Below are 16350 nucleotides of genomic sequence, written 5' to 3'. Positions count from 1 at the left end.
ATGGGTCTCTTCATCAGTTTAGCCGTTTCCATTTGAACAGGATCAGCTCCGCTCTGGCGCTCCGGTATTCACGGTGGCAAGCGGTTTCCATCGGTTCAGCAGCAGGGCGCTGGTCACGACCGAGACAGAACTCATCGCCATCGCCGCGCCCGAAAGCATGGGGGGCAGGACGCCAAAAGCCGCAAGAGGGACTCCCAGCACGTTATAAATACAGGCGAAAAAGAGGTTCTGCCGTATCTTGCGCGAGGTCGCCTGTGAGAGGCTGACGGCATCCACCAGCGCCAGAAGACGGGAACGCATCAGCACGACATCGGCTGTTTCCAGCGCAACGTCGGTGCCGCTTCCCATGGCGATACCGACATCGGCGCTGGCAAGGGCAGGGGCGTCGTTGATTCCGTCGCCGACCATCCCGATCAGCGTGCCGGCGGGAGCAGTGGCACGGGCCTGCTTCACGGCGTCCGCCTTGTCACCGGGCAGAACTTCGGCCTGTATATCGGTAATCCCCACGGTGTTCGCGACCCTGCGCGCGGCGGCCAGTGTGTCGCCCGTCACCATGATCGGGTGGATGCCGTAATGTTTCAGCAGGGAGATGGCCTGCGCCGCATCGGGACGGATGGTATCGGCAACCGCAATCCAGCCCAGAAGTCGACCGCTTTTTTCGACACCGATCAGCGTCTGCCCCGTTTCCATCGCGCTCATGGCCTCACCTGACGGCGCTTTTTCAAGGAAGCGTGCCGAGCCCAGCCTCACGGGGACACCTCCTACAGAACCTTCCAGCCCATGTCCGGCAACGGCCCTGTTGTCGGCTACGATATCCGGCGCAATCTGGCGGGCGTTCGCGGCGTCCCGCACGGCTCCGGCCAGCGGGTGAGACGAATCTCCTTCAAGTCCTGCCGCCAGAGCGAGAAGTGAGGATTCAGTCGCATCATCCTGCGGGAACAGGCCTGACACGCGGGGACGTCCCTCCGTCAGGGTGCCGGTCTTGTCCATTAAAAGAACGCCGATACGTCCCGTCTGTTCGAGCGCCTCGGCGGAGCGGAACAGCAATCCTGCCGCTGCGCCACGACCGGCTCCGACCATGATCGCCGTAGGGGTGGCGAGACCCAGCGCGCAGGGACAGGCCACGACCAGCACGGCGACCGTGTTGATCAGGCTGCGGTCAAACGAGCCCGTGACGAGCCAGCCACCAGCAAGCGTCAGCAGGGCGATGGCGAGGATGACCGGCACGAAGATACCGGAAATCCGGTCAACCAGCCGTTCTATTGGCGCTTTCGATCCCTCGGCTTCATCCACCATGCGGGTAATCCGGGCCAGCGCCGTATCCGCTCCAACCGCCATCGCCCGGACCCTCAACACCCCGACGCCGTTGACCGTGCCGCCCCGTACCGGATCATCGGGACCGCGTCCGACCGGCATGCTTTCCCCGGTCAGCATCGCTTCATCCAGACTGGACTCGCCGCTCAGGATCACGCCGTCTGTCGGCACCGCCTCACCGGGGCGGATCACAAACACATCGCCGACAGCGAGAGAGGCCGCCGGACGATCCTGTACGCCCTGCGGTGTTTCGACATGCGCGGTGACCGGCTGGAGCCGCGCCAGCCTCTCCACTCCGGCAGCCGCCCGGTTCCTGGCACCGGTCTCCATCAGCCGTCCTGCGGTGACCAGTGTCAGAACGGTCGCCCCTGATTCGAACCAGACCTGCTCCGGAAGCCCTAGGACGGTGATAACGGCGCTCGCGCACCATGCTACTGTCGTGCCGAGCGCCACAAGGACGTCCATGTTGGCGCCGCCACCGCGCAGCGCCGCCCATGCTCCCTGGTAGAATTTGGCGCCGAGACCGAACTGGACCAGCGTGGCCAGAACAAGCTGAATCCATCGCGGGAGCATCAGATTCATGCCGCCCACCATGTCCAGCAGCAGGGGAGCCGTCAGGAGAATGCCGACGGCCAGTTCCAGCTGCAGACGATGCTTTTCCCGATCGCGTCGTGCCTTGCGGGCCGTGTCGTCGGTGCCGGCCACGGTGGCGCTGAAACCGGCCTTCGTGACGGTTTCGATCAGATCACTGATCGAAACAGCGCCCGGAATGAAGTCGATTTCGGCCTTTCCTGTCGCCAGATTGACGTTGGCGGACACGCCTTCCTGACGCTCCAGAACCTTGGTGAGTCTGGCGCTACAGGACGCGCAGGTCATGCCTTCGACGGCGAGGGTGACGTGTTCCGGAACGACGCTGAATCCGGCCCGCGCCACGGCGTCCGTCACATCTTTCAGACCCGCGTGATCCGGGACAAGTGTGAGCGCCGCCTTGTGCGTTGCGAAACTGACGTGGGCGGACACACCTGTCAGTCGATTCAGGACTTTTTCCAGCCGCGTCGCGCAGGCCGCGCAGGTCATGCCCTCCACCGACAGGGCGAACGTCGTCGTCTGTTCCCTCCGGGTCTGCTGGATGTCCGCTGCGTCTGTCATGTGCGTGCCCTTGAGCCCATTCCTTACGGAGTGGCGACTGTCTGGAGGTCGTAAACCTGTTTTTAAGAGAGAGGGAGGTTATAACCGTTCTACCTTCAACAGAACGGTAGTCCCATCCCGTGCGCTTTCACAGGGTCATTGTCTGGAATGCTGGATGAAAAGTCAGACACATTCTTCAGCTTGCAGAACAGGGCGTAGAGCGACGTTCTTTTCGGTCCTGCTCAGCCAGACAAGAAAAGGGATTTCCGATCAGAAGGGAGTTGCCGCAATTGAGTTTGCACTCGTCTGCCTGCCGCTTTTTGCGTTGATTCTGGCCAGTCTGGTGATGAGTGTCGTCTATTTTACGCAAAGCGCGCTCGACGCCGTTTCCGACCAGCTTTCGCGAGAAATTCTGACCGGACAGGCTCCCGCCTCCGGCAATGCGGCTCAATTCAAAAGTCAGGCCTGCGCGGTCCTGCCGTCGTACATGAGCTGTTCCAACCTTCTTGTGAATGTGCGTTCTGTCAGCAGCTTCGCGGACGCCAGCACGACCGCGCCACAACTGTCCTTTGATTCCTCAGGCGCTGTGACCAACTCCATGAGTTACGATCCGGGCACTGCGGGCAGTATCGTCGTGTTTGAACTGATGTACATGCTTCCCGTAATGAAGTCTCTCGACGGCTTTACGGCGGCAACCCTGAACAATGGGTCACGACTGATCATTTCGACGGCGGTGATCAAGGTGGAGCCGTCTTCATGAAGTCCTTCCATGCCTTTCTTCGTGCGCGGGAAGGCGTTGCAGCCGTTGAGTTTGCGCTTATTACACCCATTCTGCTGATCATGCTGATTGGCGGCACCGCGCTGGAAGAGGCTGTCGTGGTGTCGCGTAAGGTGACGGGCGCGGCGCACGCCCTTGCCGACGTGACGACTCAGTATACGTCTGTGGCGGATAGCGACCTGACTCTGGCCCTACAGGCTTCAACGCTGGTTCTGGAGCCATATCCGTCAAGCTCTGCCAAGATGACGGTTTCAGAAATCATGGTCGCGTCAAACGGACAATCAGGGACAGTGGTCTGGAGCCGTGCGCTCAATACCGACCCCCGGACAGTAGGGGCGAGTGTGGCGATCCCGGCCGGTTCCACCACCTCGACGTCTGGCGGCACATACCTGATTCTGGGTGAAATATCCTATAATTATACCCCGCGTGTCGCAAACAACATTGTGCCGGGCATCACATTCTACCAGAGTCTTTTCATGGTGCCGCGGCGTTCCACCTCCATCCCGCTGGGATCTTCATCCAACTGAGCATGTCTGCGACCGGAGGTGCGTTCACGCCCCTCCGGATTTCGTGACACGGCGGGCAAACCACAGACAGACGGCAGTAAAGACCAGCAGGCCGGCAACTCCATTCCATGGAGCGGGAAGGCCGCCGCCGACCGCCAGAAAACTGTCACTGCCGGTCAGACCGGAAACGGCGGCGAGAGCAACGCCTGTCAGGCTTTCTCCCACGATCAGGCCGGAGGCGATCATGGTGCCCTCATCCGTCTGCCCGTCTCGGCGGGAGGCTGCTTTTTTGACAAGCCATCCGAGGCAGGCGCCGACAGCAAGGGTCGTAGAGACGGAGGGCGGCAGATAGATGCCTATCCCGACGGCCAGAGGCGGAAGTGACAGTTTGCGGAAACGCAGGATACGGTCCAGCGCCACCAGCGCCATGCCGGTAGCAGCACCGATCGCGAGCATGCTCCAGTCGAGATTCTGCCTGAAAATACCGGAAGCGATCATGGTGACGATGGCAGGCTGAGGGGCTGCGAGGACATGTGTCGGGTCCATATCAGGACGCGGCATTGCTCCGGTAAAACCATAGGCCTGATAAAGCAGGTTCAGAACGGGAGGCACAACAAGCGCACCGATGCCGCAGCCCAGCAGGAGAACGCCTTCCTGCCGCCATGGAGAGGCTCCCACCAGTTGCCCCGTTTTCAGATCCTGAAGATTGTCGTTGGAGATGGAGGCCGCCGCCACGATCGCTGACAGGATAACCATCGCAAAGGCGATGGCCAGATGGTGATCGTCGGCTGAGAAAACTGATGGGAGCAGCGCCAGATGATCCATCAGCATAAGCAGCGAGCAGACCAGAACGGTCGCCAGCAGCACAATGCCGGAAATGGGTGAAGATGATGATCCGACCAGCCCTGCCATATAGCCGCAGGTCGCGGCCGTCAGAAAACCGAACACTCCCAGAAAAACCGTTCCGAACAGCGCAGGCACGACAAAATGTGCGGTGAAGGGATAGAGGAAGAGGCTGAACAGCAGAAACAGCGCGACCGACAGCAATGCGCCTGTGATCATGATCGTGCGCGCAGACAGATCTTTCCCTGTGTCTGCCCCTGTGCCGGCCCCCCTCTCTGCGCTGGTCGCCGTGCTGCCGAGTGCGCTTCTGATACCACGGAAAACCGGAATCGCCAGTTCTCCGAGCGTCCACAGGGAAGCGGTCGCGATGGCTCCTGCGCCAATGAACCGGACCTTGTGCGCCCAGACCGACGTGGCGAAGGATGCGGCGTCAAGATGATCCGGATTGGGTGTGGTGGCGGTCAGCCAGGGCACAGCCACGATCCACGAAAGCATGTAGCCGAACAGCATCGCCAGTCCTCCTGCCGCGCCGACAAGGTATCCGGCACCAAGAAGCGCGAGGGAAAAGCCGGAGGACAGCCGGAACACGCTGGCGCCCAGTGCGAAGGTGGTGGTCGCACCGTCGGTGAGGAGACGCAGCCCTCCGGAAGCAAAGGAAACGGCTGCTGACACAGCAGCGCCGCCGATCAGGGCTTTCAGGCCGCGATGTGACGCCTCACCGGAGGCGCTTTCATGTCCGGCGCGCAGGATTTCGGCGGCGGCGACACCCTCAGGGTAGGGGAGAGGGCTGTCGTTCACGAGGGCGCGACGCAGCGGAATGGTGAACAGAACGCCCGCCATGCCACCGACCGCCGTCAGGCCAGCCGTTTCAAGAAAGGGAAAATGGTTCCAGTGGCCGATCAGGATCAGAGCCGGGAAAACGGCGAAGACGGTCGAGATGGTTCCGGCTGCGGAGGCCTGACTCTGGACCATATTGTTCTCAAGGAGACTCCCGCCTCCCAGCAGTCTCAGGACGGCCATGGAAATCACGGCCGCCGGGATCGAGGAGGCGAAGGTCAGCCCGATTTTCAGACCCAGATAGGTGTTGGAAGCGGTGAAGACGACGGTGATCAGGGCGCCCAGAACAAGGCCACGCACAGTCAGTTCGCGCGACGTATCGGAATGCGGCATCGGGCCTCCCAGCCAGACAGAAGGAAAATCAGCGACCAAGACGCTTGTCCGCACGTTGCAAGCGGCCATCGTAAGCCAAGCCTTCATGAGACAGCCGTATCATGACGAAAAGACGAAGCGGTGGGAATGACTGTTGGCCCGAAGCGAACGAAAATGCTTTCTGTGAGTTATCAATGAGATCATCTGATGTGCGTGACCCACGGTCAGCGCCATCTGTGAGAGTGGAATGGCGGGCAGGTTTGTTGATGTTTGGAATATGCAAGCGGCAGGATGATCAGGTTTCCGCGCTGAAAAAAGATCTGTTTCAGGGGTTTTTTCTGTGCCTGATGGCGCTGTTCATGATGTCTCCGGCTTTTGCCGACGATGCGCCCGATCAGGATTCCCTCATTGCCGTTCCCGCAACCGTTGTCTCTGACAATGCCCTGAATAGTCTGGAAGCATCCATTCGGAGCGTTTATCAGGCTCGAATCGATGTGCGGAAAACAGGCGGGGTCCACAAGATCGCCGTGAATGAACTGGCGCAGCAGGCTTCCACGGATGAAGCTTCCGCCAAGGGCATGGTCGCCAGACTCGAGCCATACGAGAAGACCTACAAGAACCTTCTGGATGTTCTCGGGACAGCGCCCGCGAAAGATGCGTCGTCGGAGCCCGCTTCAATCACCAGACAACGCCAACTGCTCCTGCGGGCCCAGAATGATCTGAACAGTCGTCTCATGCGTGCGCGTCTTTACGCGCTGGAGGCGCGGGCTCTTTCGGAAGTCCTCAGTCAGAGAACGGATGCCGTGCAACAGGCCCTGCTTCTCCAGAGCTTTGCTTCCCCGGTCACACCGACATTCTGGCTGAGCGTATCAAACGAGTTTTCCGCAACCGAACAGAGTGTTCTGACGCTGTATTCGGAAGCCCGCAAAACCATCATCCAGGATGTGCGGGGGTGGAGAATCGCCCGTCTGCTCGGGGCTTTCGCCGCCGCTGGCTGCCTGATTGCAGCGCCTTTTCTGCTTTTGCGTCAGGTGAGGCGGGCAGCCGCCAGAGTGCTGCCGGATGGAAGGCTGCGGCGTGTCACGGCGGCGGCTCTGTTCGCGCCCCTCTGCCTCGTCTGCGCCTCGCTGTCCGCCGGTGCGTTATGGCTCGGTCTTACGGGCGGCGATATGCCGGATGGAAGCGCTCTCGCCAGTATGGCGGGCATGATCAGCACACAGATTCCGCTGATCGGTTTCATTCTGGGAGCAGGCTTCGCCACGCTCTCTCCCACAAACCCGGACTGGCGGGTGCTCCCGATCAGCGACAATGCGGCGAAAGCCCTGCGCTGGCATGTGGTGTGGTTCGCGCTGCTGATCTTCTTCCGTGGCGCGTTACGGTATTTTGATATGGAAGCCGGACTGGGCCAGACCACGGTGCAACTGCTGGATGCCGGGTTCATCCTCCTTGCCGCTCCGCTGCTTCTGTCGATCCCGCTCCAGATTGAACGTCATCCCGCCCCGATCGCGGAAGGTGGCGTGGTGCGTCAGAGCATGCTGGGCCGGGTGACGAGAATGCTTCTCTCCCTTGTCTCTGTCTTCAGTATTATCGCCATGCTGCTGGGGTATATTCCGCTCGGCTATACGACCCTGTCATGGGTCTGTTCCATGGTCATCACACTGTTCGGCCTCGCGCTGGTCTATCTTCTGGTCAACGATTTCTCCAGAACCGAACTCCTGAGCGCCGGGCGGATCGGCCGCTATTTCGTCTCCATGGGAATGCCTGACCGGATCATTGACCAGATGATGACCGTTTTGTCCGGTCTGTTCAGCGTTTTTCTGCTCTTTGTCGCGGTCGCCGTGGCGCAGTCGGGTGGTGATTTCGATTTCGGCGTGATTTCAGGAAATATCGGCAAAGTCGTGCTGGGACAGAGCATCGGCGGTGTCACACTCTCCTTCGATGTTCTGCTGAAATGCCTCCTGATCCCGGTTGTGGGGCATTACAGCATCAAAATCGTGAAACGGTGGCTGACAAAGCGTTTTTTCCCCACCACCGCTCTGGACAAGGGCGGGCAGACGTCGATCCTGACGATCTTCACCTATGCTTCGTGGATCGGGATCATTCTGATTGTCATGTCGTCCATCGGCGTGACGGTCAGCAGCATGACGTGGGTGGTCAGCGCCCTGTCGGTCGGTATCGGTTTTGGTCTCCAGTCAATCGTGCAGAACTTCGTGTCCGGCATCATCCTTCTGGCTGAACGTCCTGTGACCATCGGTGATCTGGTGGAGATCGGCGGCAAGACGGGCGATATCCGGCGTATCAGCGTGCGTTCGACGGATATCGGCCTTCCGGACGGTTCGACTCTGATCGTGCCGAACTCGCAGTTCATCACATCGGCCGTCAGAAACGCGACTTTCGGTCGTCCTGTGGGCGCCATGTCTTTCACCATCGGGCTGCCTTTGGGCACGGACCTGTCGAAGGTCATCCCTCTGATGGACGAGGCTCTGGGGACGGTGGAGGGGCTGCTGGCAACCCCGGCTCCTTCCGTCACGATCGCTGATATCCAGTTCGACAGGGTGATTGTGAAGATTTCCGGCAAAACCGCTTCGCCCCGGAGTGTTGATGGCATTGCCAACGAGGCCCGTCTCGTGGTTTGGGATGCGCTTGAGAAAAATGGAATAGTCGCCAGTCAGGAAAGCAGCGGCTAAGGTATGATCCGACCGGACATACGCCCGGTTTTTCAGGGACAGACTATGACCAAGGCAACCGATTTCTGCGAAACACCGCGCTCCGGCACGCGGCTGCCCCGTGCGGTTGTCACCGGAGGATCGGGGGGAATCGGGGTTCCTGTTGTCCGTGGCCTGCTCGGACTTGGTTACGAGGTGGTGGTGCTGAGCCGTCGTGCGCCGTCTTTGTGTGATCCGCACCTGTCCCATATTGTTTGTGATCTGGCCGATACGGGCGACATAGAGCGTGCCGGTTCAGCAATCGTGAGTGCCGGGGCGCCGATTGCGGTGCTCGTTCACTGCGCGGGAATCATTGAACCGGGCGCTATCGACGGGCTGAAGGCCGATGCCCTTCAGAGACAGATCGCCGTCAATTTCACAGCGCCGGTTTTCCTGACCTCGCTTCTTCTGCCGCTGGTGAGGCGCGGGGGGCATATCGCATTCGTCAACTCGCTGGCGGCGGTTTACCCGCTTCCGGAGAGTTCTGTTTATGCCGCGGCAAAGGCCGCTCTGAGAAGTTTCGCTCTGGCGCTGACAATCGAGGCCAAGCCGCGAAAAATCTCCGTATCGTCGATCTTTCCCGGTGCGGTGGATACGCCGATGCTTGAGCAGGAAATGCAGAGTGGCGGCTCGGTCCTGAATTTCGTCAATCCGCCCGCAACGCCCGAAAGCGTGGCGGCGACGGTCATCAGGGCGGTTGAGAGCGCCCACGGCGGGGAGTATTTCCGGCCCGCGATTGACGGCATATTCGGGCGTATCTGCATGGGTTGTCCGAAACTTCTGCGTTTCGTGCTGCCTCTTTTCACGTGGATCGGGAAAAGGGGTATGAAAAGGCACGCGAGGATGAAAAGGCGGGTCTGAGGGTGGGCCGGAACATGTCTGTTCTCTTCATGAAGAATGTTTCATGACCGGTTTTTGAAAGCCTGCAAGAGGTGACAGATCAGTCCGCAGCCTGCATGATCCCGCGCAGTCAGACGCTATGGGATTGCAACTGCACGATGTTTTTCAGGAATTTCGGCTTATTTCGCCCACTTCTCTGCTCTGCGCTGCTCGCCGGAACCACACTGGGCGGCTGCATGACGGAAGGCGGTCTGCTGGACGGGGTTGCGCTGTTTCCTCAGGCGGTCGCCCGTGAAGCGGAGACTGCCACCCGACAGATGCCGTCCGTGGCCAGAGCCACTCTCCCGAACGGTCTGCGGGTCGTGGTCGTGCAGGACAGGCTGGCTCCGGTCGTTACGACCGAACTGAATTATCTGGTCGGCTCATCCGAAGCGCCTGCCGGCTTCCCGGGAACGGCACATGCGCTGGAACATATGATGTTCCGCGGCAGTGACGGGCTGGACAAGGACCAGCTTGCGGCCCTCGGCGCGCGTCTCGGCGGCAGTTATAATGCCGACACGACCGAAGACGTCACGCAATATTACTACACCGCTCCTGCCGAGGATCTGGACGTCCTTCTGCGGATTGAAGCCCTGCGCATGAAGGGGCTGACCCTGTCCGAGGCGGACTGGGACAAGGAGCGGGGCGCGATCGAGCAGGAAGTCTCGCGTGATCTTTCCAGTCCGGCTTACCGGTATATTTCTCAGTTGCAGTCGATCCTGTTCAAGGGAACCCCCTATGAGCATGACGCTCTGGGAACACGTCCCTCTTTCGACAAGACGGATGCCGCGCTGCTCAGGAAATTTTATGAGCAGTGGTATGCACCGAACAACGCTATCCTCGTGATTGCGGGTGATGTCGATCCGGAAGCGACGATCGGCAGGGTTCGCGATATTTTCGGGGCCATTCCCAGCAAGTCATTGCCGGAGCGCACACCTGTAAAGCCCGCCCCGGCACCTGCGCAGACCCTGACATTCCCGACAGATTACCCGGTTGGTTTTGCAACAATCGCTTTCCCGATGCCGGGGCAGGACGCGAAGGATTTCGCAGCGGCGGATATTCTCTCCGACGTTCTGGCAAGCCAGCGCGGCGCGCTTTACCAGCTTGTGCCCGCAGGCAAGGCGCTTTTCGCCGGGTTTGAATTTGCGCCGAAAAAATCAGCCGGTTTCGGACTGGCTCTTGCAGCGTTTCCAAAAGGCGGCGATTCTGGAAAGGTTCTGACGGACGTGCGCGCCATCCTGTCCGACATCCGGAAAAACGGGGTTCCCGCCGAACTCGTCGAAGCGGCGAAGGTCAAGGAAATTGCTCAGCTTGGCTTCTCATCCAACTCCGTAAGCGGACTTGCCGAAAGCTGGTCGGAGGCTCTGGCCTTTAAGAATCTCCAGTCGCCTGAAGACATGATCGCGGCCTATCGTGCCGTGACACCTGAAGAGGTCAATCGGCTGGCGGCGCGCCTGCTGGACCCGAACCGTGCTGTGACAGCGATCCTGACACCGGAGAATTCCGGCAAGCCGATCGAAGGCAAGGGATTTGGTGGCGCTGAATCCTTCGCCTCGGCGCCTGACAAGCCCGTCAAGCTGCCTGACTGGGCTGAAAAAGCTTTGGCCCGTCTTGAAGTTCCTGAAGCAGCGAAAGCACCGCTGGTGCAGACGCTGCCAAACGGTCTGATCCTGATCGTGCATCCATCGCATGTCAGCCAGACGATCGAGGTCGCCGGTCTGATCCGCCATAACTCCGATCTGCAGGAGCCGCAGGGCAAGGAGGGTGTTGCTGATGTGACTGAGGAGCTGTTCGGTTACGGCACGCAGAAGCATGACCGACTGGCGTTCCGCAAGGCGCTCGACGATGTGCCTGCGTGGGAAAGCGCCGGAGCGGAATTCTCGCTGCGGGTGCCGTCGAACAAATTCGAACAGGGCATGGCCCTGCTTGCGGAAAACGAACTCCAGCCGGCCTTCCCGGAGCAGGCGTTCCAGATTGTCCGGCAGCAGGCAGCGCAGGAGCAGGCCGGACAGTTGCAGTCGCCCGGCTATCTTTTCAGTCGCGCCGTCATGGGGGCCGTGTCGCCTAAGGGAGACCCGAGCCTGCGTGAAGCCACGCCGAAAACATTGATGGGCCTCTCGCTCAATGATGTGAAAGCCTATTACGGCGCTGTCTGGCGGCCGGACATGACGACCATTGTGATGACTGGAGACGTGTCCCCGGAACAGGCGCGGACAGTCGTGGAGAAGACGTTCGGAGCGTGGAAAGCGTCCGGTCCGAAGCCCGTTGTCGATCTGCCGACGAGACCGGAGAGCAAGACCTCACGCTCGCATGTGCCGGACAAGAGCAACGTGCAGGATACCGTTGTTTTGCCGGAGAGCCTCGGGCTGACGCCAACCAATCCTGACCACTTCCTGCTGACGCTGGGAAATGAAGTGCTCGGCGGTGGTTTCTCATCCCGCCTGTATCGTGATCTGCGCGTGAAGACGGGCTATGTCTACTCCGTCAGCAGCAGCTTCGACTGGAGCCGTAACCGTGGCGCCTATTCGGTGTCGTATGGAGCTGATCCGGACAAGGTTGGTGATGCCCGGAAAGCGGCGCTGCGTGACATTCACGCCATGCAGGTTTCTCCGGTGACCGATGACGAACTGACTGTCGCCAAATCATCGCTTCTGCGGGGTATCCCGCTTGGACGCGCCAGCCTCGGGGCAATTGCGGGCGAGTATCTGCGTCTGATCGAACTGGGTCTGCCACTTGATACTCCCGATATTGCGGCGCACGCCTATTACAAGGCGACAGCCGCTGATGTGCAGGGAGCTTTCAGTAAATGGGTCAGGCCGGACGATCTGGCCGAAATTGTCAAAGGCCCTCAACCACGCTGGTAAATTCACAAGATCCCTGTTTCGTGTTGAAACAGGGATTTTTCATTTGGGAGAAGATGGAATGCGCAAGAAAATCGTCATGTGTTCGGTCATGGGGCTGCTGGCTGGAACAGGCCTGAGTGTTCCGCATGGTGTGCAGGCCCAGCCCGCTTTCAGAGGCAGTCAGGTCAGAACATTGCCGATTGCGGCGGCGCTTTCCAACAAGGACCGACCAGAAGCGGACCGTGCGCGGGACAGAACTCGCAAACCGGCTGAACTGCTGGCGTTCGCCGGAATGGGACCGGGCATGAAAGTCGCGGACATCATGCCGGGGCAAGGTTATTTTACACGTATTTTCAGTAATGTTGTTGGAAAGACCGGGCATGTTTACGCGCTTGTCGCGGCGGAGCGTGTGGCTGAGAAGCCGAGTGCAGCCGATGCCGTGAAGGCGATCGCCGCTGAGCCAGCATTCTCCAATGTTTCGGTTCTGGCAGAGTCGATGCTCGCCCTGTCACTTCCCGAACCTGTCGATATGGCATGGACCTCTCAGAATTATCACGATGTTTATGGTCGTGGTGTGGAGGCCGCGCTGGCTTTTGACCGGTCGGTCTTTAATATTCTGCGTCCCGGTGGTGTGTATATGGTCATTGACCATGTTGCCGCAGCAGGGAGCACAGAGGACACGGCAAAAACGTTACATCGTATTGACCCGGCTTTGATCCGCTCACAGGTGGAAAAAGCGGGCTTTGTTTTTGAGAGTGAAAGCAGCGCCTTGCGTAATGCACAGGATACGCATGCCGCATCTGTTTTCGACGAGACCATAAAAGGACACACGGATCAGGTCGTTTACAAATTTCGCAAACCGGCCCGATAACTCATGACCGTGTGAAAAACACTGATCAGAGCGTGGTGTGTGGGCTGTCAAGACACGGCGCTCTGATGGATTATGGCGGGACGTGTCATGGTCCGTTTAAAACAGCGTGCCCCAAAGGGTCAGGTCGCGCTGTCCCTGTTCAGGAAAAGCTGGTCAGATTCTTCATTGTAGTCAAACAGCTCGGCGTAGCGCGCCCATGCAATGATGGTTTGCAGGGTCTGCTGGGCGTAAGCCGCGGACATGCTTTCTCCCAGTTCTTCCCGGAAACGGTCCGCCCCAACCGTATGGCTTGGGCGTTCATCCAGAACGGCGCAGATCGTTTTGACCAGAGGCAGGGCGTTGAGCAGGGCATGGCGCAGGATCGTCTTGCGCTCATCAAATTCGCTTTCCGCGAAACGCTGGGCTTCATGTGTCAGCAGAAGATCGCCATCCTCGACTTCCGCGAGTTCGAGAATTTGCAGTGCCTCGACGAGAGGAAACAGATCATCGAGTTCGAGATGCGCCTTCGCCGCGAGAAAGGGAAGGTCGGCCCGACCGTTGACCGGCGGGGCCGCCAGTACCTCTATCAGTCCCACCATGCTGCCCACTGAAACAGCCGCGATCGGGAGATGTCGGGGCTGAACGGTCTGTCCGATTGTCGTGTCAGGCAGATCGGCTTCCGAGACGACGGGTGTGCGTCGTGTCATCAATGTGTAGATATGGTCAACGATTTCAACAAAGGAAGGATCGTCGCGCAGGCGTGGATGAACAAGAGGGACGACGACTTCATGCTCGATGCGACCGGGATTGGCCGCAAAGACAAGGATACGGTCGCACATCAGCACAGCTTCTTCGATACTGTGCGTCACCATCAGGATCGATTGCACCGGCAGTTTTTTCTCGCACCACAGTTCGACAAGATCCGTGCGAAGATTCTCCGCTATCAGAACATCGAGCGAGGAAAAGGGTTCATCCATCAGCAGAAGATCGGGATGAACCGCAAGAGCGCGCGCCAGTCCGGCCCGCTGTGAAAGACCGCCGGACAGTTCATGCGGCCAGGCATTTTCATACCCTCCGAGGCCGATCAGATCGATAGCTTCTTCCGCCCGTTGCTTTCTGTCTTTTCCCTTCATGCCGTTTGCTTCAAGGGCCAGTTCGACATTGTCCTGGAGATTCAGCCAGGGAAACAGGGAAGGGGACTGAAACACCATAGCCAGTCCGGCTATGGGACGTTTCAGTGTCGTACCGCGCCAGAGCACTGTGCCGCTGCTGGGTGTGAGAAGACCGGCCATGATACGCAGCAGCATGGATTTTCCGGACCCGGAACGTCCAAGAAGGCCAACGATTTCGCCGGGTTTCACATCCAGTGAAACCCCGTCGAGAATCTGGACGTCCGTTGAGGAATCCCGATGATAGGACTGGCCCACATCGCGTAGCGACAGGAGCGGCGCGTCAGGTCTGGATGTGGCAGCCTGCTTTTTTTCCAGAGAGGGGTGGGCGTCAGTGGAAAACATGGCGCTTATCCTGCGTAATTATGTCTGGAAATGATCCGATGACAGCCTGACAGGTCATCTGAAACGGAAAAACCCTTTAAAACGTGGAGAGAATACATGGTCAGGGTATCTCCTTCACGTGTCCGGCCGTGCGGCGTCTGACATAGAGGTCGAGAGGCCGCCAGATCAGGGCTTCGCTTCCCATGGCCAGAAGTGTCATGACCATGATGCCAAGTGAGGCCTGCGCCATATCGCCTTTGCTGGAGGCGTTGATGATGGATCGACCGATCAGGCCGTGCTCGGAAACATGAGTGCCCCATAACGTCATGTCGGCGGCAATAATGGCGTTCCATCCCCAGAAAAACGCCCTGTGAACCCCTCTGAGCCATGACTGAGCGAGGCCCGGCAGAAGAATGGTCTTCCACTTGAGCCAGCCTCGTATGCGATAGGCTCTGGCAACCTCCTGAAGATTGCGGGGGAAGTCCCGGACGCCGACGAGCAGATAGAAGGCGAGAAAGAATGGCAGGCCGACAAACAGCAGAGGCGACAGGACAGACTCAGGCCCAACCAGCGCGACGACGAGCGGAAACAGCAGAACCGCTGGAAAAAGGGTCAGAAAGCGGAAGATTGGCAGGATCGGGTCTGCCCAGCGCTTCAGTCCAACGGCGATGGGGAGCAGGACAATGGAGCAGAGACCCAGTGGCACAAACAGGTTCAGCATTTCGCCGATACCGAGAAGTCCGGCCCGCAGCCATTCGTCGGGATCAGGGAGACCCTTGGGGGAAGCGGCGCATGTCAGAAGTCCGGCAACGCCCAGAAGAGCAGGAATGATGAGAGCGATGATCCGTGGCGTCTGCTCGGGGTCGTCCAGAACGGTTGCTCTTGGTGCCGGGCCAAGAGGCAGATTGCCGACAATCCTCAGAAGTCGTGTTCCGTCGGTGAGTATACGCCCGATCAGGGGAATATCTCCCATGAAAGGGGATGTGCTGCGACCGGATACGCCTTTTTCAAAACGCTGACCCCATTTCCTCATGGGACGGACACAAAACATATCCGTCATCACGACAAGCCCCCCCATGGCGAGAAGCGTCAGGGTGAAGGGTAGGGCGGCGTTGTTCCTGATTGCGGACACGGCATGACCGCCCAGTCCCGGCGGGAGAGGCAGCCCTTTCATCCCCGCGTAGACCTCGGCAAAAATAAGGCCGAGCCAGACATTCGACATGGCGTGTCCGATGCTCTGGACGGCGGCGGGCAGACCGAACGGTGCGTAAAGTCGCCAGAAACGTGGCCATGCCCGGAGACGCAGACTGCGGGCCGCAAGCACAAGATGCGAAGGCACCTCCTGATGGGCGCGGATGGCTGCGTCGGTCATGGGAAAGGTGAGCGCGGCGAAAGCGGGGGCTCCGATCAGAATCTCGCCGGCGAGCGGATGGCCGGCAAGCCAACCATGAGCCCCGAAACACACAGGCAGGGCGAGCACCATGAAGGCAGGGATCGGAACCGCCTGCACGATCTCAAGAAGCGCGAGCGCCACTCGTCCGGGCTTTTCCCGTCCGAAAACCAGCGCCGAGCCTGCAAGGGCGCACAGGACGGACAGGGTAAACCAGAAGGCAACACGCGCTGTCGTGACGAACAGCGCGAGAGGCAGCGCGGTAAGCGGTAAAACCTGCGCCGGTGACTGTGGGTCGGAAACGACGACGCCAAACCAGCTTGTGGCATTGGAGCCGAATCCCAGCATGACACCTGCGACGCAGAGCATTGCCACAATCATCGTCAGGCGAGGGGAAGCATGGCTGACTCTCTTCGTGAGTCCCGCAGCATCGAAAAGGAAAGACGTGCCGCTCATCGGGAACCGTGTCGTC

The 16350-nt window shown here is 59.6% G+C and carries 10 protein-coding genes; 6 read left to right on the top strand and 4 right to left on the bottom strand.

What is annotated here, in order from left to right:
• Positions 1–42: 42 nt before the first annotated feature.
• The gene (locus LKE90_RS05705) at positions 43–2463 is read right to left on the bottom strand and encodes a heavy metal translocating P-type ATPase (RefSeq protein WP_291492967.1); all 2421 of its coding nucleotides are present in this window, start codon (positions 2461–2463) and stop codon (positions 43–45) included.
• Between the two features lie 154 nt (positions 2464–2617).
• Between LKE90_RS05705 and LKE90_RS05700 the strand changes: the two genes are divergently transcribed.
• Together LKE90_RS05700 and LKE90_RS05695 are read left to right on the top strand one after the other, a co-directional pair.
• A complete protein-coding gene (locus tag LKE90_RS05700) occupies positions 2618–3202 on the top strand; it encodes a TadE/TadG family type IV pilus assembly protein (RefSeq protein WP_291492965.1) in 585 nt (194 codons plus the stop codon).
• Positions 3199–3747: a TadE/TadG family type IV pilus assembly protein gene (locus tag LKE90_RS05695; RefSeq protein WP_291492963.1), complete on the top strand. Its 549-nt coding sequence runs from the start codon at positions 3199–3201 to the stop codon at positions 3745–3747. The genes LKE90_RS05700 and LKE90_RS05695 overlap by 4 nt, the downstream gene beginning before the upstream one ends.
• A gap of 24 nt (positions 3748–3771) precedes the next feature.
• Here the strand turns inward: LKE90_RS05695 and LKE90_RS05690 are convergent, their stop codons facing one another.
• On the bottom strand, positions 3772–5739 hold the full coding sequence (locus LKE90_RS05690; protein WP_291493042.1) for an OPT family oligopeptide transporter: 1968 nt from the start codon (positions 5737–5739) through the stop codon (positions 3772–3774).
• 245 nt (positions 5740–5984) lie between these two features.
• Between LKE90_RS05690 and LKE90_RS05685 the strand changes: the two genes are divergently transcribed.
• The 4 genes from LKE90_RS05685 (at position 5985) to LKE90_RS05670 (ending at position 13016) form a co-directional block, all read left to right on the top strand.
• Positions 5985–8405: a mechanosensitive ion channel family protein gene (locus LKE90_RS05685; protein ID WP_291492961.1), complete on the top strand. Its 2421-nt coding sequence runs from the start codon at positions 5985–5987 to the stop codon at positions 8403–8405.
• A gap of 45 nt (positions 8406–8450) precedes the next feature.
• A complete protein-coding gene (locus LKE90_RS05680) occupies positions 8451–9284 on the top strand; it encodes an SDR family NAD(P)-dependent oxidoreductase (RefSeq protein ID WP_291492959.1) in 834 nt (277 codons plus the stop codon).
• 215 nt (positions 9285–9499) lie between these two features.
• Entirely contained in the window at positions 9500–12166 is a 2667-nt protein-coding gene (locus LKE90_RS05675; RefSeq protein ID WP_407066086.1) for a M16 family metallopeptidase, read from the top strand.
• A 58-nt stretch (positions 12167–12224) separates the two neighbouring features.
• Positions 12225–13016 (top strand): class I SAM-dependent methyltransferase, encoded by a 792-nt coding sequence (locus LKE90_RS05670; RefSeq protein WP_291492957.1) that lies wholly within the window; start codon positions 12225–12227, stop codon positions 13014–13016.
• A 119-nt stretch (positions 13017–13135) separates the two neighbouring features.
• Here LKE90_RS05670 and LKE90_RS05665 read toward each other — a convergent pair whose 3' ends face one another.
• Both LKE90_RS05665 and LKE90_RS05660 read right to left on the bottom strand, forming a co-directional pair.
• Positions 13136–14509 (bottom strand): ABC transporter ATP-binding protein, encoded by a 1374-nt coding sequence (locus tag LKE90_RS05665; RefSeq protein ID WP_291492955.1) that lies wholly within the window; start codon positions 14507–14509, stop codon positions 13136–13138.
• A gap of 100 nt (positions 14510–14609) precedes the next feature.
• Positions 14610–16334: an ABC transporter permease subunit gene (locus LKE90_RS05660; protein ID WP_291492953.1), complete on the bottom strand. Its 1725-nt coding sequence runs from the start codon at positions 16332–16334 to the stop codon at positions 14610–14612.
• Positions 16335–16350 lie beyond the last annotated feature (16 nt).

The sequence above is a fragment of the Acetobacter sp. genome (assembly GCF_022483985.1).
In the GTDB taxonomy this organism is placed as follows: Bacteria; Pseudomonadota; Alphaproteobacteria; order Acetobacterales; family Acetobacteraceae; genus Acetobacter.
Note: the sequence above shows the minus strand (reverse complement) of the source record. Positions and strands in the feature narration are given on the sequence as shown.

Excerpts from the sequence above, each read along its gene's own strand:
- LKE90_RS05665 (WP_291492955.1), bottom strand. The coding sequence starts at position 14,509 with ATGTTTTCCACTGACGCCCACCCCTCTCTGGAAAAAAAGCAGGCTGCC.
- LKE90_RS05660 (WP_291492953.1), bottom strand. The coding sequence starts at position 16,334 with ATGAGCGGCACGTCTTTCCTTTTCGATGCTGCGGGACTCACGAAGAGA.
- LKE90_RS05670 (WP_291492957.1), top strand. The coding sequence starts at position 12,225 with ATGCGCAAGAAAATCGTCATGTGTTCGGTCATGGGGCTGCTGGCTGGA.
- LKE90_RS05705 (WP_291492967.1), bottom strand. The coding sequence starts at position 2,463 with ATGACAGACGCAGCGGACATCCAGCAGACCCGGAGGGAACAGACGACG.
- LKE90_RS05700 (WP_291492965.1), top strand. The coding sequence starts at position 2,618 with ATGAAAAGTCAGACACATTCTTCAGCTTGCAGAACAGGGCGTAGAGCG.
- LKE90_RS05675 (WP_407066086.1), top strand. The coding sequence starts at position 9,500 with ATGACGGAAGGCGGTCTGCTGGACGGGGTTGCGCTGTTTCCTCAGGCG.
- LKE90_RS05685 (WP_291492961.1), top strand. The coding sequence starts at position 5,985 with ATGTTTGGAATATGCAAGCGGCAGGATGATCAGGTTTCCGCGCTGAAA.
- LKE90_RS05695 (WP_291492963.1), top strand. The coding sequence starts at position 3,199 with ATGAAGTCCTTCCATGCCTTTCTTCGTGCGCGGGAAGGCGTTGCAGCC.
- LKE90_RS05690 (WP_291493042.1), bottom strand. The coding sequence starts at position 5,739 with ATGCCGCATTCCGATACGTCGCGCGAACTGACTGTGCGTGGCCTTGTT.
- LKE90_RS05680 (WP_291492959.1), top strand. The coding sequence starts at position 8,451 with ATGACCAAGGCAACCGATTTCTGCGAAACACCGCGCTCCGGCACGCGG.